The following is a 23,121-nucleotide window of genomic DNA, read 5'->3' as shown; positions in this document are numbered from 1 at the left end:
GTTTCTTGGGAGGATGGATCGCGTCCTTCTCTTCTCCGTGTGATCGGATTTGGCCAGTGCTGTGGAGTACCGTTAAGCAAGCTCTTCAGTCGCTGTCCTTGCGCGTCGTTCGCGACGTAGTTCTCAATATTCAGAAGCAAGGATTTTCATATGACAGTGGTCAGTGCAACACGAAGTTCATTCGATGGTATCAGGCCTGCGAGCCCTCTCCCGATGCAAGACTCGATTGCGCATTCAACTAACGATCGCAACATCGTAGCAGGATCGAGGCATTTATCAGCAACCGTCGCGTTGAAGGCAAATGTACCGGGAACGACAAGCGATATTTCGCATGCGAAGCCTACTCACACCCTGCAAAAAACCCGCACGACTGTGAAGTTCAAAAACCTGGTTCGACGTTCTCGCGCCACCAATAAAACATCTCCCCTCACCCACTTGGCGGTCAAATTCAACGTGCCAATGTCAGGAATCCCGCTCAAAAAGGAAGAGAAAACGCGCCGCCTGCTACGTCACGTCTCGCCCGACATGCTGAAAGCAACCCAATCTTTGATTGGCGAAGCTGACGACCGCCAGACCATCCGCAAAGGCCAGAACCCAGAACTAGCCAAGGCCATGATGGAATACTCGGCAGTTCCTATTCCTGATGGACTCAAACATGCCGACTTTTCGTATCTGCCGTTCGATCTGCTTGCGTATACCGACGCCAATGGACAGATGTGTTACATGATGATCGAAGGCAACGGCACCGGATACGCCGGCACTACGAACCTTTCCAAAGAAATGCAGCAAGTCATGCTTGACACCTTTATGGATACGGCAAAGGAACTCTTGCGTGAGCTCAATGGAAAGCATCCTCCATTAGTATTGGTCGGATGCTCAGGGCGTGAAGGAACCGGTGGAAATAACAAGATGGTGTTCGAAAAGTTGTATATCGCGGACGAGTTTAATGGCGTCTTTAAAGCCGCCGGGACGAGCCATATCCTAACGATTGACGCGATCGCTCCTGAATACCGCCAAGCCATCGAATCGGCAAATAAAACATATGAAGCCGCCATCAAGCCCGCGAAGGAAGAGAAGGCGGCGGCGATGAAAGATCTCGAAACGAACTACAACGCGGCCCGCGAAGAAGCTGAAGGCAATAAAGCGCCAACTGACAAACTCGCTCAACTGAAAGAGACATACGAGAGCGACAAACAAACCATTGAAACAAAGTTTTACACCGATACTGCGGTGTTTTTCGAAAAATGGGGGAACGACTGCAAGCAGGCAGTGCAGGAGGCCAAGGACTATGTGGAAAATTCAGATTTTAGCTGGGACAAGTACCCAGGTCCCACGACTGTGCCCGGCTACACCTCGGAATTTTCCGAATTTATCGAAGTCGATGACGACGGCAAAACGACATTGTTTGGCCGGGAGGTCGACGCAATAGTCAACGACCGTACCGCAGGCAACGTCAGCGCGAATAATCCAGACAAAGAGATGAAGAATGTCCGGGTAATCAACTCCTGCTACAAGGAAGGCCAGGACAAGGCTGCCATGGCGAAGGCGTGGAACAACTTTATCCTGGAGAAGAAAGAAGAGCTCGATGCGATGGGTGCGCTGGTTCCCGGCATGGACCGGACCATCCCATTCAAGGAAGTGACGCGGGTTCCGGCAGGCGAAGGCGGTCTTACCAAGTCGGACGCCGATTTGTTGTGTGAAAATATCGTGGACGTATTCACGAACGGCCTGGACGACGGTAGTGGTGGCAAGGTTTTCCCGGATGAGATCATGATCAAGCCGTCCGGGACCGGCAAAGGCGATGGCATCCGTGCAATCAAGCGATCGATGCTGAACGATCCCGAAAAGATCAAACAGATCGTGAACAGCTCCTTGAGCGAGGTAGGCCTGAAGTATCGGGGTGCTGCCGGGATGCCATACATGCTGCAGGAACGCGTCAAAATCCACAGAATTCGCGACGGCGAGTTCGCGGGCCGCACATGGGATTACCGACACGTCGTGACGCGATACACGAACACCGACAATCAGGAATACCTGGTCGCATTCCCGGCCGTCGCTAAAGTGGCGGCCGACGAGGATGCGGTGGTGAACAATACCTCTGCCGCCATGGCGACAACCAATCGTCCGGGCTCCGATTTCATCATCCCGCTTTGCGGCGACCGGTCGAAGGAAGTCGATCTCAATGCTGGTGACATGGAAAAAGTCGGACTGGTATTGACCATGTTCATGGCTCACCTGCTCGAGAATAACTACATTAATCCGCGTAAAGCGCAGCAGCCGGCGTAACCGTTTTCGGTCCCTACTGAGTAAGCGGTCTTTAGATCACTTACTCGGCAACCTGGGCGTAGTTCATGGACGTGTGCAGAAATGCGCACGTCCATTTTTTATGTACGGACGAATACTGTTGCTATCTGCGGTAACTCGGCGAGTAATGGAAATTTCCACGACGCTGGCTCGCTTTCCTGAGATCGTGCCGACCGCTAACTCACCCGTCGCGTCAGTGAATACCGGCGGCATTCCGCTTGCATCCGCATAGTGTTCGATCTTGCCGACGAGCTGGCTCGATCCCGAGCCATCCAGCGCGATCATGTCGCGGATATTGGCATACCGGCTTGTCAAGTACGTTCTCGCCGACAGGAGATCGATACCGGCGAAATGCCATGTCTTTCCGTCGATGTCGACAGACGCTTTTTTCGAGGCTTCTCGTCCGTTCTGCAGCACGAGCACATAGAGTTCACCATGTTTACCGGTCGCGACGATGGTGCGCGCGACCACTTCGGCCGGATCGCCAGGCCCGTGCATTTCAACCGGAATGCCGTCTCTCATCATCACAACGCCGGATACCGCCGATATTTCGGTATTTCTGTTGTTGGCCGATACCGGCATCGATCCCTGGAAAAAGGTTTGCCGCAGCTCTTCTGCGGTCATGACATGCACGTTCGCGATGCGACGTGCGATTCCAGATCGGTCGATTTCCGTTTCAATGATCAGGCCATCGAGTTCGCCGGAATAGACATGATAGGCGGAGTAGTCGCTATTGGTGATGGTGTAGTTCTTGCCGTTACTGACGATGATGCCGCTCGGCGCCGAGCATGCCTCGCGGTAGGGCGTGGGTCGCCGGCGATAGGGATACTTGCCATGTACTCTTCCGCTCACGTCATACCAACCGGCATTGAACACGAGGTCGGCATGCGGAAGAAAGTCGTCGCGCCGGTCCCACCATTCCTGCAGGGTGAATTGCGGAAATCGGTGTGTGGCCGCGGGGCGCGGCGTGTCGGGGGCGCGCTTGCGTATTTCTTCATGCAATGCGTCTTGATATTCGTCGCATGTGAGCTTGCCGTGCTCCTCACAATCCTGTGTGGACGGCCCAAACGGACGGTCGATTTTTTCACAATCCAATGGGTACGCGGTGGTGTCCGGCACGCGGATATCCGCCTTGTGAAAGTCCTTGATCGCAACCAGATATCCGCTGCGCCGGTTGACATGGAATACCTGATCACCTACGTGTAATTGCTCGGGGAGCTGGTGGATGACAAGATTGTCTTGCACAGCCGCTGTGGCAACCATTCGCATTCCATATTCGCTCGCTGCCCGAGGATCAAGCGCGCCTTCATGAAAATTTTCGAGGGGTGTTCCCGGTACGAGGTCGGTCCCGTAGGTCGCGGGATTGGCGCCGGCCTTCGATAGCAAGTTTGCTACAAATAGCATCAACGGTAAGGCAAAGGTATTTTTCCATGGCGAGTTCGAACGCCCTGCACGGAAGACGCTGGCTCGCCCTAGCGCGGGATGTTTTCCTTCACCGATAACCGCTAGCGGCGTCACTGCATGAGCAAAGACGGCAGGCTTGACGGCTTCGACATAATTGCCGTCGTCCCCTATGGCGATGACACCGGGTCCGGACGCGGAAACATCGTAGCCTGGGAGCGACATGGCACTACCTTTCATCGTGCATGCGAGCGAGGCATCGCGGTAGGCGTTCGCCTCTCGGCCAAAGCGGTTGCCGCTAATGCTAAGCAAATTAGTATTTTTTTTGACACGCAGCGCAACTCCCCTCTCCCGCGTGCAGGCTAGGGATGCCCATATCATTGCAACATGCGTTCATGGGCGGATATTGGTGGTTGGTCGTGTTGCATACTTTCCCCGTCATCCTCGCGGAGGCGGGGAAAAGACCGTGCCAAATCAGCTGTTGGTACCCGCACGTAAGCGTTCCAATGTATTGCAAAGCATAGTCCACACGCGGAAGTGGGGCGGGGGCACCCATTCGTCCACACCGGTGAATGACGCAATGCAACTTCCTGAATCCCAGCGTGGCCTCATCCAAAACTATCAGCGACATTGGCATGGAAACATCCTGCGTGCCGGCGGATGTTTCCACGCTTTGTTCAGGGCAGAATGACTTACTCTGCACTTTCATGAGCCTGCAACACGCGCTGGGAAGCCGCAGCCAAGTCCGACTGCTGTCCGTTGTCGCCATGTTGACTGTATACGTCAACAATTCCCGTTCGCACGCGGGTTTTCATCGCACTAGAAAGACGGGGATAAACATGGATCAACACCGCTTCCCAAAGCGGTGCCGTTGCTGTAAGGAGCGTTCGCCTTTCCGCATCGCTTCCTTCCTCCGCCATCGTTTTGATCCAGTTACTGGACAGGCTTTCAATGGATTTCCTGAATCTCAGCTTGTATTTTTCCGACAGGCTCGGATACACCTTTGATGCCAGCTCGGTCCATGCAGGCGCGATCGCAAGCATCACATTCCTCCGGCTCAAACCGGGAACGGGCCTATTCGTTTCCAGCTTTTCCATAACCTGCAGCAGCTGATCTCCCACCGCTATCCGTACGCTGCGCGGGCCTACTGTCATCGCAATTCCGGCCGCGACAACGCCTGCTGCACCAGCAGCACCGGCACCGATTCCGGCACCTGCCCCGCCGAGAATCACCGCGCCGAGAATGGCTACCAGAGCCGAACTCGGAATGGTGGCATACGCCGATATCAGAAGGGGGAATACACGATTTCCTGGCGCGCGGCGACTGTCGCTCAAGCGACTGTAGTTCTGTGTCAATTCCATAATTACCTGGAGTTGCGTCTCGATTGAAAACCTCTTGAATTCTCGTTCATGGAAAACTCGCTTGAGCACGGTATAGGCTTTTCCTTGAATATCCGCTCCACCCTTCCAACGGGAGGGATTCAGATGCGGCAGTTTTTTTATCAGTGCAATCAAGATTTCCGGAGTCTGTAATCTTGCATTGTCACGGATCAGAGACAATGTCTTTCGCTGTTGCGGTAACCCACGATCCAAAAGACGCTCAATCAGGTAAAGACCACCTATGTTCGCGGTCTCACTTTGCGTCATCGGGGACACGAGGACGGTCTCGATCGATTCATCCGCGTAGTCACGCAGACCTGCGTGGACACCTGGCATTGCCTCGACAAACGCCTTTACAATTTCCGGCGTATTGAGCGGAAGATGCGGAAACTCTCCAAGCGCCAGTTTTTGTGTTTCGTAGTTTAAGTTATGGAAATTTTTTAAAAGGAAAATGACTAAATCCTGCCGTTCACTATTCATCCCGGCCCCACAGGCCAGATCCATAAACGCTTCGTAAGCCGCTACCTGCACATTCTCCTTCAGGTTCGGCATTATTGTCGCAAGCTCGCACAAGGCGTTAGCGTCAAGGATATTCCTGCTAGCCTTTACCAACGCCAATTCCTTGTTTTGAATTGCGCTGTTCAGGTCCGGCATATTTTTGATGACTGAGGTGATGACATTTAAAAACAGACTATCATCCGTCCCTTTCAAAGCCAAATGCCTTTTAACCAGTGATCGAAACTCATTCGAATCATTAACTGGCGCTGGTGTAGTTTCGCTCGTGATATCACGCATGCAAGCAATCAGGTAATCAACGCATTTCACGCCCAGGGATTCCGGATAATTCTTCAATCTCGGAAGCGCGGATAGAACAGCAAAAAACTGGAAAACACGTGGTTCTTCGAGGCCGGCTTCCTTCAGAAGATCCGCAACGATCTCCTTCTCGCCGCCCAGGTCATGCATGACTTGTTCCGTAAATTGCTTCACGAGGCGTCCGGCATCCGGATCATTCGGATCAAGCGCATCTTTCAATAGATCTTTCTGACGTCCGAAGAGCGGGACAAAATACTGGACCCGCTCGCGGTTTGATAAAAGCCGTAATGCATCGTATGCGGAAACATTCAGGCAGTTTGAAAGCTTCACAAAATCAGGCCGGGGCAGATGTCGGAATATTCCTTCCCAAACTACATCGGGAAGCTGGCGGCACTCTGCATTTGAATCCGACGTTGGGCGGCAAACGATACGAGCAGCGACCCATGCTGGAGAATGTCGCGTAACCGGCGCCCTACTTCGAACAGCGTGTTCTATCGTGTTGCCGCATGCAGGAGGTCGTCCGGCATTACCGCCTACCGACATATTGGAATTGATCTCCGAAATTATCATGGTCAATTTACAGATTGAGTTATTGGAAAAATTATCAGGAACATTCAAGACCTCTGTTCATGAATTTATGACCCCAGTGTCCGCATGAGCCATGACCTTCTCGCTTATCAAGCTTTCGATGGCGTCCAGGCATTTGTCTCCGAGTTCATCAAGCTTTTCGTACAAGGCATCCCACTCATTGATCAATGCACCGTAGTCTTTACCGATTCCTGGTACGACACCCGTTTCATCAAAAACCTTATCCAGTTCGTGGCAACATTTCGTGAATTCCATCACCTGCTGATAAAAATGCCGATAAAGCACAGGCCTGCTGTTGTCGAGAGACGCAAGCAGCTTTTCCAGCGACGTCGTTCTTTCCCATAGGGCATCCATTTCCACAGATATCCAGCGCAAGCGTTTATCCCAAAAGCATGAAGCATTCCAAAACCTGCTTTTAGGATATCTCTTTCGTACCAATCGATCGATTTCACCTGCCTGCGCTGCAATATCGTCAATCAGGGTATCCGTGGCACTTTGCAATTCATCCGCCACATCCGGTAGATGATCCAAATCGCCATGAGGGAAAGTCGCATGTAGCGATTGCGCACGATGCATCAATTCACCGTTTGCTTTTACAAGAGAAGATAAAACATTGTCCGGCACCGACGATGGATCTTCCAGGCGCGCCTTGATCGCATTCCTGTGACCTTTCCATGTTTGTTGATACGTCGCCAGTTCAGTTTTGATGTTTTCCAGTTCCCCATTCAGATCGTCTATCTGGGAACGCACCACGGCGTCGGCCGGCTCTGAGGGCGAGGAATCTGCCGTGATGCCGCTGACGTCGATACCCTTTTTCTCGAAGAAGCGCCGGAGCTCCTCTTTCGGCATACCGCGCGGGGTTTTCAGCCCTTCCATGGTTGCCGTCCTTACACCTGGCGTGGGCGACAGCAGTTGACATCCTGCAATCGTGGACTGGACCGTGAAATAATCATTCTGAAGCAGACCATGCACTTCCCTGGCGTAAGCAGACAAATTGTGTCTGACATTCCGCTTCTCCTGCGGTCCCTTTGCCGCAGACCGTCTTATGATAGTCTGGTCGTCAAGCTTTGTGGTCATGACGATCTCTCGACCGAAATGAGCAAGGCCGAGCAACCATGCTGCATTGACACGCATGTCGTGCTTCCCGTAGGAAGATGGCCGGTACTTGGTGCCGATCTGCGGTTTGCTACTTCGGTTGATCAGTTTCACCCCATTCAAAAAATCGCTCTCGCGCTGGAAGCTGTGCAGCAGCGCCCGCTGGCCGGAAGGGATGTCTCGGGCTGTGAAATAAACGCCGGCCTCTGCATTCCTGAGCGCCGAACCAAAAGGTCGTTTCTTTAGAACCGCTGGAGCATAACTGTTGGTGGCCCATCGATAGTCAGCCGGGCTCGCATACGGCGTTCGCGCTTGTGCCTGGCCGGCGAGGTTCTTCCGTATCCGATAGCCTCGCCAAATCCGCTGTATGCACATGGCAGCAGCGTTCAAGTCACCCGTTACTGGCGTTTCGTTCCTGGGGTCGGTCGGGATTCTCGATCGGGGGACGGTCTTGACTGCGGTATCAGACCGGTCCATACGCCGCGATGCAGGATGAATGGTCAAGGAGAGAACGCTATCGACCATATGGGCCATGCGCACCTCCGATCGCGTTGCTTCACGTTCCGGGACACAATGAAACGCATGTATTGAACAGGCAAGATCGCGTTGATATATATTTTTCATGCTGATGTGTGTCTCAAAAAAGAATTGGGTGGACGCCACAGGATCTTTAGTTCCGCATGAATATCTCATCTCATCACGACGTACCATGTGCTCGCTTACGCGTCGTCGCCATTGGAAGAAATCTGCTTGGAAAGCCTGCGTAGAAACCGCCTCGGTGAACGTATCAAGGAATTTTTCGGCGGTCTGTCAGACACGGAGTTCCGACGCAAGGAATCAAGCACTGCTGCCTGATCATCATTACCCTGGTGATCAACAATTTCCTCAAGCCAGTCCGGCACCACACTTACCACGCTCGCCATGGATCTCACACTGGCGTCTGATTTGGTGCGGGTCAAACCCGAATGCATCAGCGGGCGGTTGCATCCTGGTTTTCCTAAGTACCGGTCATATAGGCCTTTTGCCGCCGCCCTGCTATCCCATGGGATGACTTTCCCGCTTCCCTGCGTGAAAAGCGGCTCGCCATCGATACCTGTATTCGTCAAATCCGGGAAGAGCGGAAACTCTCCCGCCATTCTGTTGTACACGCGGTTATCAGTAGAAATGAAACCTTCCTGCCGAATCGCATAATCGACGGCCTGGGTTTCATTCCAGATTTTGGACATCAATGTCATGCCGTCAGGGAAGATAAAGAACACTTCGTCACACAGTTCCGGATATTGCGAGTTGCGCTTTTCCTTGCCATGCATGAGAACATCATAGGTATACCCGGTGTTTTTCTTGATACGAGCGTTCGCCGCGTTGATGATATCGTTATCCCACGCAGTCAATCGACCACGTTCAGCTTTCGCGCTTCGGACTTCAGGCAGTTCCAGCACCTGGTGAATGATGATTTCAACCAGCCTGCGAAAACTTCCTGCCTTGTCCGGGTCATACAGCGAGCTCATGTCGATATCCTTGAACCCTGCAAAGTTTTCATTGACCAGTCGGGGATAAAAATCAAATGCATCATAGTCGGCGGTGAGAGGTTTTCCTCCGTGTCCCTCGAACTTCATGCGCCGGAACATGCCGTCTTTCTTCTTCCGGAATACCGAGATAGTGCCGCCTTCGGGGTCGTAACTAATTTTGTAGCACCGGTCATGCTCAAGGTCCTGCAACACCACGCTCTTCAATCGACTACTGGACGCGCCGCCCGTTTCGTGCACGCCCGCGTCCTGAAGCACATGCACTCTTCCATCATCAATCAGCTCCTTCAGAAGACGAGCGTAAGTAGGCCCATCCAGCTCGCTTACGGCGCCGTCAGTTCCGCCGCTATCTCGCACCATGAGTCCGGCAAACAGACCCCGTTTCTCGGTCTTTGTTTTTTTGGACAAGCCTTTTACCGGCATATTTTTTTCGATCCAGCGCTTTGCATGAGGATTCACCTTGCGAAAAGCAAGAACGACATCGCGTTCCTTGGCAAGCTCCTTGAGTACCTCGATATGCGACAGGACCAGGCCGGATGCACTTTCCGCCGCCTTGCCGGTCCGCAGCATTTTCGCCAACTCATGTCGTGTCAGATAGCACCGTTCATTGATTGGCGCATGGCAGGAAAGCTTGGCAGCCTATGAGGTTCCTGTCTCCAGCGACGTCTCGGCTTCTTCCTGCACGGCGGAATTGCCATTCAGGTCCGTCAGTTTTTTTAAACTCGCTGCCAGTCGCGACATGGCGTCGGGAAAACGGTCTTTGAATACCGTGGCCGTGCCGGCGCTTATCGATTCTCTGCGAGACTGCCTTACGTTCGGGATAGAAGTGGTGGATGAAAGGCTTTCCTGAACGGAGCCTTCTCTCTCATTGCGTTGAATATCCCGAATTGGGACTTCAATTGCATTGCCCATGTCACGGTTTATTGAAGCTCTGCGGGAAAATCTGTCATTCAACATAGACAGAATCGATGGACGTCTCGCCCCGGAGAACCTTGCGCTCAGAGTAGAAACAGTCGATGATCGTCTCGCTTGAGAGAAAGCCTTCTCCTCAGTAGGTTGAATACCCGAGGTCGATGCATGAATAATCGTGTCGGCATTTTTATTATTTTCGTTACGATCCCCCGGGTTTTCTATATTGGAGCCAAGCAGTGGCCCGTTCGTCCCGGTTAAAGGCGACATCGCATTTCCTTTCAGTGTCGACATTGTCCATCAATGCGTGCGCGTGAAGGCGCCACGCTCCATCTGGAAGTTCGCTACGGCACCATTAATTCCGCGCCATCAATTCCGGCGGCAGATTCCGATACACCTTGGTCGCATACTTGCGCCCAATATTCGGATTGCCCGAGTTGTAAGCACCGACCGCGTCCCACGAATAGCCCAGCCGGCGAATGTTTTGCGCCAGTATCCATGCACCCACCTCGATGCTCACGCAGGGCTCGTACAGGTGTTCTTCCTTGATGCCGTGGCGGGCCAGCGTGGGCAGCCAGCTGCTGTTGATCTGCATCAGACCGACGTCGTAGGTGCCGTTCCTGTTGCTGCGGTTGATGGCCTTGGGGTTGAGACCGGATTCGGTCTTGGCGATCGCATGCAGCAGATACGGGCTGATGCCGTATTTCTGTCCGACTTCGTTCCAGCAGGCGAAAGCGGACTGGGACATCAGGATCGTTGCAGCAATCAATAAGGTACGCATGCTTGACTCCGGTATCAAATTACCTGCTGTTCAGGATCGCCAGTTGCAATTGTGTGTTGTTGGTTGCAAGGCCATTGGTATGCATGTACACATGCACGCTGGCGGCGCCGTCAGGAATTTCCTGCAACGCAATGAAGGTACCCATGTGGACACGCCCCTTGCCGTTGCTGCTGTCGGTGATGCAGCCGCCGGCGTAGCTCATATAGGCGCCGGCAGCATCGACGAAGCTGACGCGCACTCTTGAGTCGAACCTGTCCGATGTGGTGCAGCTGGCGCTGCCGGTGATGAACAAGGGCCGGGTTCCGGGCAAGCTGGCGAGAGGAATGTCGGCATTGAAGGTGTTGCCCGTCGGCGGCGTGTTGACATAGCTCTGGCTGAACGCTGTGCCGGTTATCGCGAACTGTGCAAGCTTGCGCCAGGCGCCAAGCTGACATGCCATCGGCATGCCGTCGGTGTCCCGCGCGAGCAGGCCGTTGGTGCCGCACGCACTGTCTGGCGTGACGATCTGATTGAGCATGACGTTGCTGGCGGTCATTCGTCCCTCTACCTGCAAGTTGCCGTTTTCATCCACGGCCAGCGCCCTCCAGGCACTGCCGCTCCAAGAAAATGCACGCCCCGTGTCGGTGGTCAATCGCACGTCGCCGACGCTGTTGCCGGTGACCGGCAAAGCTGCGAAACTGGCCGCCGGGTCTTTCCATTGACCGCCTTGCCGTTTCCATATGCCCTGCCTGCAACTCAGCACCGCGCCTTGCGCGTCCACCGCGATCCGGCCGTAGCCCGAGGCGTCGCCTGCCGCGCACAAGGCATCCGAGGCATCTTCCACGGCCTGTGCACGCATGTTGAGTGGCGTAGTCATCTCATTCAGTTCCGGATGACCCGGCACGGCATGTCGATGCAGGAAGTCGGTTGAGAGCTGGCCGGGGCCATCGAAGAAGAGCGCACTTGCCAGGTGGTTGGCGGCGGCGGGCGTGCCGGAACAGCTAGCCCCGCCGAAACCGGCCAGCGGCACCGACCATGCATTGGCGGCGCCCTGTGCGATGGTGGGATTATTGAAAGGAATGAAACCGCCCCCCTGCCCCGCGCTCGCGGCCACCTGCGCCACATATTTGGCCGGTATGTCGCGGCCGCCTTCGGTCACGACCAGAGCTTCCAGGCGGCCTGCCGTCGGCTGGACCACCAGCACGCATGGGGTCTGGCCATAGGCATTGACGGGCTGCACGTCGGATTCCAGGTGGCCCTTCGTTTTCAGGGCGCTCAGTGCGACCACCGCCGGCGTGGTGGCGCCGGCCGCAGTCTGCAGCGCGGCGGTGTTCGCGCTGATGTACTTGCGCGCCGCTTCCGTCACCCGGCTCTGGTACAGCGCCGCCTGCCGGCCCTTGCCCTCCTCCAGATAGCCATCCACGAGCCCGGCGGCGCCGGCGGTCATGATGGCGCCCACCGCGAGAGCGCCGAGCATTTCCACCAGCGAGAATCCGTGCTCTGTTCGCATGTCTTTGCCTCGTCCTTGCGTGTCGTATCAACGGCTATTGAAAATGGTGAGGGTTCCTTCGGTCATGTTGCCGGCGTGGCCGACCGCATGCATGTAGAGCCGCACGCGCGTGGCGTTCTCCGGGATTTTCAGGGTCGCCATGGGCGTGGCGCTGCTCACCTGCCCCATGGCCGCCTCGCTTTGGGCGGCGCAGCCGCCGGCATAGCCAAGGAAAGTGCCGACGGCGTCGTAATACTCGATGCGGATCACCGATTGGTTGTCATCCAAGGAAACGCAGCACGGGTCGCCGGTGATGTACAGCGGCCTGCTGCCAGGCAGGGCGGTGAGATCGATCATCATGTCGATGTCGCCCGTGGCAGGCGTGGTCTTCCGATACTGGTTGTACACGACGGTCGTGACTTCCGAGTCGATGAACTTGCGCCAGATGCCGCGCTGGCATGACATGAGCAGGCCGTCGGCGTCCCGGCCGAGCAAGCCGTCCGGACTGCACGCACTGCGATGCGTGACGATCTGGTTGACAAGCACATTGTTGGCGGTCACACGCTGGGGTACATTGAAGTTGCCGTTCTGGTCGACGGCCAGGGCCATCCATGCGCTGCCGTTCCAGCTGAAAGCGCGACCGGTATCGATCGTCAGGCGCACGTCACCGATCGCATTGCCCGTAAGCGGCAATGCGGCGAACGAGGCGACCGGATCCTTCCAGTGGTTGCTCGTGCCTTTCCACACGCCGACCTGGCAACTCAGCAGCATACCGTTCGCATCGGCGGCAATGCGTCCGTAGGTCGAGGCATCGCCGACGATGCACAGGGCGTCCGACGTTCCCTCGACCGCCCGTGCGCGCATGTTCAGCGGCGTGGTCATCTGGTTCAGTTCCGGCTGGCCCGGCCTGGCGTTGCGATAGACGAATTCGCGCGATAGTTGGCCGGGGCCGTCGAAGAACAGTGCGCTGGCAAGATGGTTGGCGTTGGCGGCAGTGCCGGAACAATTGGCCGTGATGTAGTTCACCAGCGGCACCGACCAGGAGTTGAAGGCACCTTGCGCGACCGTGCTGTTGTTGAACGGAATATAGCCGCCGCCCGGCCCGGCACTGGCGGCGATCCTGGCTGCCATTTTCGACGGCAGCTCGGTGCCGCCCTCCGTGACGACCAGCGCGTCCAGCCTGCCGGGGGCCGGCTGCAATACCAGTACGCACGGCATCTGCCCGTAGGCGTTGGTGCCCTGGAAGTTTTGCGACAGATGGCGCGCGGCCTTGAGCGTGGCAAGGTTGATCACGGCCGGCGTGGATGCGCCGGTTGCCGTCAGCAGCGCGGCATAGTTGGTGCCGTCGTTGATGTATTTGCTCGCAGCCTCGGCGACCTGCGCCTGATACAGCGCGGCCTGCTCGCCCTTGGTGTCTTCCAGCGAATCGCCGATCATGGCCGCCACACCCACCGCCATCATGCTGGCGACCGCGAGCGCGCCCAGCACTTCGACCAGCGTAAATCCTCGATGTAACTTGCGCATGGCTGTCCCGTTCAGTTGATTGTTGCGATCCACACCGGCGCCCGATCCGGCACGATACTCGGCAGGGGAATGTTGGTGTCTCCGAATATCGGCGAGTGCAGCGTGCCGGCGCCTGCGTTGGCCTCGCCCGCCAGCATCGAGTTCTGCGACAGGCGCACGATTTCCCTGGTGATATTGACCGGCGGTATCGCGCTGGCATACACCGTGATCTTGCCGCCGGCCACATGATTGCTCCACAAAGGATGGCGCACATACCAGGACGGCAGGCCGATGCTGCTGTCCTGCACCACGCCGTTGACACCCGGATGGGCCGCGACGTAACGCACCAGCGCGGCGCGATAGACCCCCATGTTCATCGCCAGGTCTTCGGCCCTGGCCTGTACCTGCACCGTATCCTGCACGTCGCGCGCGACGGTGAAGTAGCCGGCGACCGAACCGATGGCGAACAGGATCCAGATGGCCCACATATCATTTGCCTACGTGTCGGAAGGTTGCGTTTTCCACGATCATCGTGGCCACCTGCTGGCGGATCTCGGATGTCAGTACCTCGAACCTACCCTGGCGTATGCTCGCCCTGGCCGCCGTCGCATCTTTGAGGTACAGGAATTCGGTTTCGAGCTTCTTGCTGGCGCTGCTGGCGAAGCGCTGATGCAAGACGCCGGCCAGGCCGTCGGCCAGCATCGCCTGTGCGCAACCCGGATCGAGCCGCTCGTTGGCCAGCGCCTGCAGCCGGGTGATGGTCTTGACCACGCTGCCGGCCTGCATGGTGCTGATGATCAGGCGGCCGTTCACGCTGGCCTGCAATACTTCGGCAGCAATCTCGCGCTCCGCGATCTCGCCGACGAAAATGGTCTTGGCACCCCAGCGCATGCAACGCCGGAATGCTTCCGCATAGCCGCCGTTTTCGCGCGTGGCGGGGGTCTGGTAGCAGACCCCGTCGCGGTGCGCGCCTTCCAGCGGCAGCTCGATCGGATCTTCTGCGGTGACCGCGATGCCGCCATACTCCTGCAGGCGCGCCTTGATCAGTGCGCAGGCGGTCGTGGTCTTGCCTGCCTTGGCCGCACCGGAAATGATGAACAGGCCGGACAGGTCGCGGTCCATCAGGCGCGGCAGGTAAGCCGACGGAATGCCGGTTTCCGCCAGGCCGCGAATCGCGTCTTCGATCCTGCGCAGCACGAAGACTTCGCCGCCGGCAGCGGGCAGCACCGACACCCGGTACACGGCACCGTCATGCGCGACCTTGAAGCTGGGTGCGGCAATGGACGCATCTCGGGTCTGCCTGCATACCTGCGTGAGACGGTCGAGGTCTTCACGGAGGGAAGCGCCCGCGCGCAGCGGATTGAGCCCGGCACCGGGGACATCGGCAAGCAGGTCGCCCAGGACCGGATGTCCCAGATAGACATCCGAGAAGCTCAGTTGTGCGACCTTGGTAGCGTCCAGCATTGCCGTTCCCGCTCAGTTGCCGGTCCAGACAATAGTGCTGCTGCCGGTGCCGCATGCAGAACTGGCGGTCGCAGGTGCAATCGGCGGCGCCGCCGCGGCGCCGCTGCCCACTTTCACCGACACCCAATCACTGCTGCCGCTGACCATGTTGATACAGACATCGCTCGGAACGTTGCCATACGAAATGGTGAAATTCGCACTCGCTCCGGTCACCGAGACATCGCCGTTCCACGTATTCTTGACCGAGGCGCCGCTGACTGACAGCGAGGTAGGAAACACCTTGGCGCTGATCAACGTCGCGGTCAGATCACCCGTGCCGTAGGAAGCCGACTGCCCCATGTATAGCCGTTTGACCCCCGTGCGGATCGCCGTCACTTCCTCGTAGCCGCGATTGGTATTGGCGCCGCTGAACGCGCTGGTCAGCAGCGCGACCGCGCCGAGGATGATGATCGCGGCGATGCCGAGATAGGCGATGCCTTCCAGCAGCGAAGCGCCGCGCTGGCGATGCAGGTTGCACACTGAAACAGACGGGGTGAGGCGAAGTGCATGCATGATGATCTCCTGTGAAATCCGATTAACGAGCTACGCGACTGAGGGCGGCGATTTCCTGCTGAATGCCGAAGAATCCTGTGACCAGCCAGGCAATCACGATCGCCAGCGTGACGATGGCAATGCCGTTCAATACTTGCATTTGCGCCGATATCCGTTCGACGCCGTCGTCCAGCCATTCGTCGGCGAGCATCTTCAGCGCCTCGGAAAAGCCGCGGTATTCGGCGTACACGCACAGGTCATCGACGATCTCCTTGGAAGGAAATCCATATTCGGCGTTGCGCAAGGCTTCGCCGCAATTGAGGCCCGATTTCACCCCGAGCAAGGCGCCGTCGAGCCGCTCGTGCAACCAGGGGCTGGCGTTGTCGGACATGCGCATCAGCGCTTTCTCGACCGTGACGCCGGCGGACTGCAATGCCGAGAACGCCATCAGAAAACCGCTGCCGACCACCAGCCGGTAGATCGAATACGGCGGAAGCCGGTCGAGGAAGACGCGCGTATTGCCGCGCCAGCGCGGCATCGATATCAGGACTGTCGCAATCAACGCCACAAGGATCGCCACGATGAGCGGCATCCAGCCGCGTACGAATTGCGACATCAGATAAAGCGAGCGTGCCGCTCCTCGCCAGTGCGACGGGTCGACCATGCGCGCGAATTCGGGAATGACGCGCGTGCCGAAGATAAAGATGTAGATGATGACCATGGTCAGGATCGCGACCGGATAGGCCAGCCCGGAAAACACGGCATTCTTGATGCGCTTGCCCGATTGCACCACGCTCACTACCGCGATCAGCGCATCTTCCAGATGGCCGGACTGTTCGCCGGCGGCGATGATCATCTGCTCCGACTGCGGCACCCAGCCCGCCATGCCTTCCGACAGCATCAGGCCGTTCTGCACCGCACGCCGCCATTCGTCGAGCACGATCGCCAGCGATTCCTTGGGATTGCGGCCGCCGTCGGAGGCACGCGACTGCATCTCTTCCAGCACCTTGAGCAAGGGCAGGCCATTGGACAGCATCTTCGCGATCTTGCGATACAGGCGCAGGCGCGATGCGTCGGTCAGCTGGGCCTTGGCCCACCAGCGATTGAAATCAATTTGCATGCATTGCCTCCACAATGTGCGCCATGCCGTCGGTGGCCTGCTGTAGCGCGGCGGCGCCCGCCTGCGGGAATGTCAGGCAACGGCTGCCCGGCGCATCGGCCATGGTGAGGCGGCCGACTGCTTTTTCGGCCATCTGCGGATCAATGATGCCGGCGGCGACCTTGTCGATCGCATGCTGCACCAGCGTCTTTCCGCCCAGTTCATTGAGCCAGTATTCCCGCGCCTGGAGCTTTTCGCCGGCCCGGATGTATTCAAAGAATTGCGCATCCGGCGCAATCACCTCTGCTACCACGGTGCGCCCGACGGTTCCCTGCTGACGGCACTTGGCACAGCCGTCGCCGGCGATGCAGGCATTGACGATGTCGGCACCCAGCACACGTGCGACACGCATCAACAGCGCTTCGCTGATCTCGTGACGGTGTTCGATGAGTTTTTTCTTGCAGTGCGGGCACAACACCTTGACCAGGCGCTGGCTGACCAGACCGGTAACCACGCCATGATCGGCGACCATGGGCAGCGGCAGGCCCAGATCGACCAGGCGGTCGACGATCGCCATCGCATTGTTGGCATGCACGGTAGTCCATACCTGATGGCCGGTCATGGATGCGCGCAGCGCAGTCTGCGCCGATGCGCGATCGCGGATTTCGCCGATCATGATGGTGTCGGGATCGAGCCGCATCGCATTGGTGATCGCCGCCGAGAACAGACGCGAGCGCTCTTCCTCGGTACCGGCGTTGGTGACCATCGTCTGCACCGCGCCTTCGATCGGATATTCGACCGGGTCTTCCACGGTGATCACATGGATCTTGCCTTTGGATTCCAGGATCTCGCCGGTCAGCACCCGCTGCAGCGTGGTCGACTTGCCCGAACCGGTAGGGCCGCTGATAATGTTCATGCCGATCGGCTGTTCCTTGAACAGCTGCAGCATCGTTGCATGTTCTTCCGAAAAGCCGAGTGGCCTGACGTCGATATCGTCGCCGGCATCGTTGTACAGCAGGCGCAGCACCATCACATTGCCTTCGCTGGTGGGCGCGGTCGCAATGCGCACGCCGTAGAGCTTTTCAGGCAGCTTGTCGCGGTCGCCGATGCTGGCGTCCTGGCGCTCGCTCGGCTTATAGGCATTGTCGGATACCGTGGTCATCGCGCCGTACATGGTGGCGAGCAGACGTTCGCCAAAGTCGCGCGGATGGCCGCTCACCCGTACCAGATCGTTATGCACGCGGAAATAGATTTCGGTGCTGAGTTTTTTTACGCGGATATGAATGTCCGATGCGCGCTCCTTGCACGCACGGGTCAGCAATTCCTTCGCGGTCACCTGCATGCTGGAATGGTCGAGGCGCGCGCCGCCGCCGGCCGTTCCGGCCTGATAGGCCTGGTTGATCTTGTCGATCTTGCAGAAGATGCGGCGGTAGGGCCGGTTCATGCGCTCCAGCCGCGCGCAATAGGACAGCACATGCGGATTCATCACCTGACCGTCGGCAATCAATAGCCGGCCATCGGACAACAGGCAGATGAACTTTCTCTCTTCGGCGCTGGCAGAGTAGTCGCCATTGCGGCTCAGCACGCTGACCGCTGCAAAGTCGATCGTATCCTGCTCGGCCTGGCCATCGGGCACGGCTGGGCCGGGGATCGTCTTTGTCGCCGCGGTATTCATCTTGCGGCCCCTGTCGTCACAGGCGGCAGCGACAGCGTCGGCATCGCCGGCATGGCGGCGGCCGAATGCGCCTGCCGTTGGACCGGCGCGCTGCTGGCCAGGCGAAAGCTCTTGCTGCCCTTGCCTTGCACCGTCACGCCATTGCGGTTGATAGCGACCACCTTCAGGCCATTGGGCAAGACATCACCCTGCTTGACGTCGATCGTGCTACCGTTGTCGAGTTGCAGCGTGCTGTACATCGTCGCGCCTATGCCTTCGATCGCACGCACGGTGGGATGGCCGCCGTAGGCGACGCCGGCGAGCCGGTCGATTTCGGCCTGCTTGGACGCGATCTGCGCCTGTACCTCGATTTTCCGGGCACGCGCTTTCAGTATCGTCGTCGCGGCTTCGAGCTGCATCAGATCGTCAGCGGTGTTCTCCGCCGGCGCTGCCGCGGACAATAGCGCGCATGACAGGAAAACGATGGGCTTCAGGCTATTTCGCATAGATCACTCCTTCAATCACCCATTCGCCTGCGCGATAGGTCAGTTGTTCCAGGCGAACGCCTGGTTGTATAAGAATCGACGCCACGTCGGCCGGCGGCATGCTGCCGGCGTTGATCGTGAGACTGTAGGATTTCCAGCTTGGCGGCTGCGGCAGCTTGTTCTCCACGCCCGGCGGCGAAGGCGGTGGCGGCGGCGGCAGTTGCTGGGGCAGCAGCGCGATCTTTGGCGTCACGCCCAGCGACTGCAGGCGTGCGAGCAAGGTGTCGATCAAGCCCTTGGATTCGAGCAAGGCTTCGTCCTTGCTGGTGCCGAGCGACAGCGGCTTGGCGAGGCTGGCCTTGGCGCCGCTGATATCGACGATCGCCTGCGGCACCTGTTCAAGCAGATAGCCGACGCTTGAGCTGCCGCGCGACCACGCATAAGCAATCTGCGTTGGCGTGCACCGCAGTTCGTCGAGCTGCCAGCCGCCGGCCGACATCAACGCAAGCTCCGGCGCGCAGGCGCGCGCGAGCTTTTCCGGCAGGGGTTTGGCCGGCCACGGATGCGGCGCTTCTATCGCTGCCTGGCCGGCCTGGATGCGCCTGCGCATTTCTTCCATGGCGCGCGCGCGTTCCTCTTCTTCTTTCTTGAGTTGATATTGCCGCCAGCCGATATAGCCGGCACTGCCCAGCACGACCGACGCCAATGCCATGCCCGCCGCCAGCTTCCATGGCACTTGACGCGCGACGGGGCGCAATGCATACGCCGACGGAGCCCACAGCCGTCCACCATGCTTACGCGGTACCAGTTCGCTGATGCGCCTGGCATTGAAATTGTGAAAACCCTGGCTTTCCAGTTCCGGTTCGCCGATGACCACGTTCCATCCGCCCAGGCCATAGTCGCCATGCAGCCGTTCCAGCACCTCTTCGCGCGTGCCGGCATAGTCGCCGTTGGGCAGGAAGTTACCATCCCGGACCGCGAAGTAAGCCCATTTGCCGTCAGCCAGCTGAAAGGCGCCCAGCCAGTTCTGCGCGGGTTGCTGGCGCCCGTCGTAGTAGGCGCCTTCGGTGGCGATGGTCCTGGCGGCAGCGGCGGCCAGCGAGATCATGCCGCTTTGCCCGCCTTCCTTGCTGTTGGCATAACCTGCCTGAGCCGTGGCCTGGTCGCGGCGCAACACCATCAGATCGAAATTGATCTTCTTGGCGAGCGTGAGCGCTTCGGCGCGCAGATCGCGCGGGCGCGACAGCGACTGCCAGAAAAGCCCGCAGATCAGCCTGGTTTTGCCGTCCTGAATGATATGGATCGCCATGAATCGCTCCGCAGTGTTTTATGCGCCCGGCATCGCAATCGGGGTGATCAGGATCACGATCACTTCCTTCGCGGCCTGGGCCTTGAAACCGCCGCCGAGCAGGAAATTGCGCGGGGTGCCGACACCGTTGCGGTCGAGATCGTCGGCCACTTGCTCGAAGCCGCTGACGATCAGGGTTTCGCCGGAACGCATCGCCACCCGCTGCAGGAAGTTGCGCGTATCGAGTTCCGGCGTCTGGATCAGGCTGTTATTGCTCGACACTTCGGACATGCGGCGCAGGCTGGATATATCGGTCGAGAACTGCAGCATCACGGTGCCGTTTGTCAGCAGATGCGGCAGGATGGTCATGTTGAAGCCCGACGTGACGGTACCGGGATTCAAGGTCGTGCTCGAACCGACATTGGCGGTGATCGTGGTCTGCGACGATTTCAGATAGCTGGTCTGCTTGGCCACCTGAACCGGCACCGGCTGGTTGTTGAGCGTGACGACCGATGCGGTGGTTTCGCGGCGCACCCGGCCCTGGCGCGACAGTGCTTCGATCACGACCGACGAACCGGCCAGCTTGCTGCTGGCGGTCGCGAGGATGGCCGCCGAAAACGCATTGCTGCCCGGCGTGCCGGCAAACGAGTTCTGGATGCCGTAACGGCGCGACAGATCGCCGTAGACCAGGTTCCAGTTGACGCCGTAGCTGTCGCTATCGTCCAGCGTCACGCCCAGCACCGTGACATTGATCATCACCTGGCGCGACAAGGCCTTGTTTTCGGTATCGACGAAGTGGGCGATGCGCGACAGGCTGTCCGGCGTATCGGTGACGGTGATGGAGCCCGTCGCCGGCGACGCGACTACCTTACCGTAGGACGACAGCATCGCGCCTATGGTTTTTTCTATGCTGGCGAACACCGACAGTTGCGACTTGACGGCGGTATTCTGGCTGTTGTTCGCATTGGCGCCGCCGGCGGCCGACCCGTCCTGCCCTCCGCCCTCGCCGGCAGTCGAGCCGCTGGCGACGGTGGCCGAGACAGCCGAATCGCCGGGAATCGCATTGATCTGGAACGTGCGGGTATCGGTATGGAAGAACTGGATCGCGTTGTCGGCGTACTTCCACGACACGCCGAAACGCGCGGCGGCAGTATCGAGCAAGCCTTTCAGCGTTCCGCTCGGGTAGACGATGCGCATGTCGGAATGGTTCGCGCCGAAGCCGCCGGCCAAGCCGGATGGCGGCGACAACGGCGGCACGCGCGAACCGTTGGTGGTCGGCGGCGGGCTTGCAACAGTACCGGTATTGCCGCCGACGGCACGCGCCGAAGCGGCAAGCGCGTCGGGCGTGACCCTGGCTGCGATGCCGGAACGCAGGGTAATACGCTCCGCAAATTCGGACAGCGAACCGACCGAGCGGTCGAAGGTGGCGGAAGCGTTAAAGGCCGCAGGCAGCATAGCCTGCTTGTCGATCTTGATCGGTGCGGATGCCAGCCAGACGCCATTCTCATGCGTCACCGGCGATGCTGCTTTGACCGTCGTCTCGACCTGTCCGACCGATTTCACGAGGCGGTCGCTGCGCGTCGCGGAGTTGGTAAAGGAACCGGTAATCTTTTCCGGCAGATCGGCGCATCCGGCCAGCAGTAGACAGGCGGTAAGCGCCGTAAGAGTAGCGAGACGCATTATTGAACCCCTTTCGCAATGAGTCGAAGCACATGATTGCCGCGATAGAACACCGCCCTTACAGGTACTTCCGTGTGCTCGAGACTTTTCACCACTGATTCCACCGCGTTTTCAAACTGGCCGGGAAAGGAAGCCTGGGCATACACTGGATAATCGACCGACAGCTCCCACGAGAGCTGCCAGCCGGCGGAAGCCGCCCAGCGCGCCAGGGCCGAGCGGATCGTCTTGTCCGTGCTCCTGATGTCCCAAGTGACCGCCTTCGCCGCTTCCTTCTCGGCGGCCTGCGCCGCCTGGGCCGCCTGGGTCGCGGCTTGGGTGGCCGCCTGTATCGCCGATTGAATGGCGGCCTGGGTGGCGGACTGAATCGCTGCCTGCGCGGCGGCCTGAATGGCGGCCTGGGTGGCCGCTTGCGCGCCGGCCGGTGCCGCAGCGGGTGCGGGCGTGAACGCCGATGACGCAAACGATGCGTTTGCCGGCATCGTTGCAGGCATCGTGGCCGCCGGTGCACGCGGCGCCACGGAAACCGCCGGCTCTCTTGCCGATCGCGACAGCGGCTGAGTCTGCGGCGGCGCATACGTCGTCGGCCGCGCGTTGTTGGGCATGCCTTGCTGCATCGACGGAATCACCGCTTCACGCGCGCTATCGGCCATCGGGGAAAGCGGCACCTGCCGCACGATGACCAGGCGCGCGCCGAGCGAAACATCCACTACCAGTTCCGGGTACGGCTCCAGCATGTCGAGCAAGGCATCGGTCCACGGCCGCCCGCCGGTCCACGACGCCGGCTGGTTCAGCATGGTCGGCGACACGGCGGTGGTGCGGATCGTGAAGTCGCGCGGCACGATCGCGGCGAGCGCCTGCGCCAGCGGCACGTCGGTGCCGGAACCGCGCACGATATCGAGCGGGCGCGTGGTGCCGACGGTCGTCACGCCGCCTGCGGAAGGCTTGTCCGATGCGGCGTGCGCCGATACCAGCAACCCGAGCTGCATGGACACGACTAGCAACGCTAATTTTCTATTCATATGCACCTCTCAACCGTTCGTTCGTTGGGCACTGGTCACTCGCTGCCCGTCCCGGGTCGCTCGACGCCAGGCAAAGGCATCAACACGACAGGCGGGGAATAAGTGGCATTTCAAAAAATTTGGTTCGCCAAGCG

Annotated in this window: 18 protein-coding genes; 1 reads left to right on the top strand and 17 read right to left on the bottom strand. The window is 58.7% G+C overall.

Annotation, left to right across the window (positions count from 1 at the left end; genetic code table 11):
* Positions 1-213 precede the first annotated feature (213 nt).
* Positions 214-2,286 carry a hypothetical protein gene (locus D3871_RS26210; protein WP_147376910.1) on the top strand — a complete coding sequence of 691 codons (2,073 nt, stop codon included), beginning with the start codon at positions 214-216 and terminating at the stop codon, positions 2,284-2,286.
* Between the two features lie 63 nt (positions 2,287-2,349).
* On the opposite strand, the gene D3871_RS26205 is transcribed toward D3871_RS26210, so the two are convergent.
* The 17 genes from D3871_RS26205 to D3871_RS26120 all read right to left on the bottom strand — a co-directional run bounded on the left by D3871_RS26205 (position 2,350) and on the right by D3871_RS26120 (position 22,987).
* Positions 2,350-3,930 (bottom strand): hypothetical protein, encoded by a 1,581-nt coding sequence (locus tag D3871_RS26205; RefSeq protein ID WP_119772020.1) that lies wholly within the window; start codon positions 3,928-3,930, stop codon positions 2,350-2,352.
* 467 nt (positions 3,931-4,397) lie between these two features.
* Positions 4,398-6,515 (bottom strand): hypothetical protein, encoded by a 2,118-nt coding sequence (locus D3871_RS26195; RefSeq protein WP_147376909.1) that lies wholly within the window; start codon positions 6,513-6,515, stop codon positions 4,398-4,400.
* A gap of 9 nt (positions 6,516-6,524) precedes the next feature.
* Positions 6,525-8,114 (bottom strand): hypothetical protein, encoded by a 1,590-nt coding sequence (locus D3871_RS26190; RefSeq protein WP_158598070.1) that lies wholly within the window; start codon positions 8,112-8,114, stop codon positions 6,525-6,527.
* A 185-nt stretch (positions 8,115-8,299) separates the two neighbouring features.
* Positions 8,300-9,676 (bottom strand): anthrax toxin-like adenylyl cyclase domain-containing protein, encoded by a 1,377-nt coding sequence (locus D3871_RS26185; protein ID WP_119772016.1) that lies wholly within the window; start codon positions 9,674-9,676, stop codon positions 8,300-8,302.
* Positions 9,677-9,745: 69 nt separating this feature from the next.
* Complete coding sequence (locus tag D3871_RS26180) at positions 9,746-10,309, bottom strand: hypothetical protein (protein ID WP_147376907.1); 564 nt, start codon at positions 10,307-10,309, stop codon at positions 9,746-9,748.
* A gap of 61 nt (positions 10,310-10,370) precedes the next feature.
* The gene (locus D3871_RS26175) at positions 10,371-10,796 is read right to left on the bottom strand and encodes a lytic transglycosylase domain-containing protein (RefSeq protein ID WP_119772014.1); all 426 of its coding nucleotides are present in this window, start codon (positions 10,794-10,796) and stop codon (positions 10,371-10,373) included.
* Positions 10,797-10,815: 19 nt separating this feature from the next.
* Positions 10,816-12,285, bottom strand: coding sequence for a shufflon system plasmid conjugative transfer pilus tip adhesin PilV (pilV, locus tag D3871_RS26170; protein WP_119772809.1), 1,470 nt, complete (start codon positions 12,283-12,285; stop codon positions 10,816-10,818).
* 27 nt (positions 12,286-12,312) lie between these two features.
* Entirely contained in the window at positions 12,313-13,788 is a 1,476-nt protein-coding gene (pilV, locus tag D3871_RS26165) for a shufflon system plasmid conjugative transfer pilus tip adhesin PilV (protein ID WP_119772807.1), read from the bottom strand.
* Between the two features lie 11 nt (positions 13,789-13,799).
* Positions 13,800-14,255, bottom strand: coding sequence for a type IV pilus biogenesis protein PilM (gene pilM / locus D3871_RS26160; protein ID WP_119772013.1), 456 nt, complete (start codon positions 14,253-14,255; stop codon positions 13,800-13,802).
* A gap of 1 nt (position 14,256) precedes the next feature.
* Complete coding sequence (locus tag D3871_RS26155; protein ID WP_119772012.1) at positions 14,257-15,231, bottom strand: ATPase, T2SS/T4P/T4SS family; 975 nt, start codon at positions 15,229-15,231, stop codon at positions 14,257-14,259.
* 12 nt (positions 15,232-15,243) lie between these two features.
* Positions 15,244-15,783 (bottom strand): type 4 pilus major pilin, encoded by a 540-nt coding sequence (locus D3871_RS26150; protein WP_119772011.1) that lies wholly within the window; start codon positions 15,781-15,783, stop codon positions 15,244-15,246.
* Positions 15,784-15,805: 22 nt separating this feature from the next.
* Positions 15,806-16,882, bottom strand: coding sequence for a type II secretion system F family protein (locus tag D3871_RS26145; RefSeq protein WP_119772010.1), 1,077 nt, complete (start codon positions 16,880-16,882; stop codon positions 15,806-15,808).
* Positions 16,872-18,536: a GspE/PulE family protein gene (locus D3871_RS26140; RefSeq protein WP_119772009.1), complete on the bottom strand. Its 1,665-nt coding sequence runs from the start codon at positions 18,534-18,536 to the stop codon at positions 16,872-16,874. The genes D3871_RS26145 and D3871_RS26140 overlap by 11 nt, the downstream gene beginning before the upstream one ends.
* Positions 18,533-19,021, bottom strand: a complete 489-nt coding sequence (gene pilP, locus D3871_RS26135; protein WP_119772008.1) for a type IV pilus biogenesis protein PilP — start codon at positions 19,019-19,021, stop codon at positions 18,533-18,535. The genes D3871_RS26140 and pilP overlap by 4 nt, the downstream gene beginning before the upstream one ends.
* On the bottom strand, positions 19,011-20,309 hold the full coding sequence (gene pilO2, locus D3871_RS26130) for a type 4b pilus protein PilO2 (RefSeq protein WP_119772007.1): 1,299 nt from the start codon (positions 20,307-20,309) through the stop codon (positions 19,011-19,013). The genes pilP and pilO2 overlap by 11 nt, the downstream gene beginning before the upstream one ends.
* An 18-nt stretch (positions 20,310-20,327) precedes the next feature.
* Positions 20,328-21,968, bottom strand: a complete 1,641-nt coding sequence (gene pilN / locus D3871_RS26125) for a PilN family type IVB pilus formation outer membrane protein (protein WP_119772006.1) — start codon at positions 21,966-21,968, stop codon at positions 20,328-20,330.
* Positions 21,968-22,987: a toxin co-regulated pilus biosynthesis Q family protein gene (locus D3871_RS26120; RefSeq protein WP_147376906.1), complete on the bottom strand. Its 1,020-nt coding sequence runs from the start codon at positions 22,985-22,987 to the stop codon at positions 21,968-21,970. The genes pilN and D3871_RS26120 overlap by 1 nt, the downstream gene beginning before the upstream one ends.
* Positions 22,988-23,121 lie beyond the last annotated feature (134 nt).

Origin of the sequence: Noviherbaspirillum saxi, from assembly GCF_003591035.1 — a bacterium.
GTDB classification, from domain to species: Bacteria; Pseudomonadota; Gammaproteobacteria; order Burkholderiales; family Burkholderiaceae_D; genus Noviherbaspirillum; species Noviherbaspirillum saxi.
This window is presented reverse-complemented; position numbering and strand designations above follow the sequence as displayed.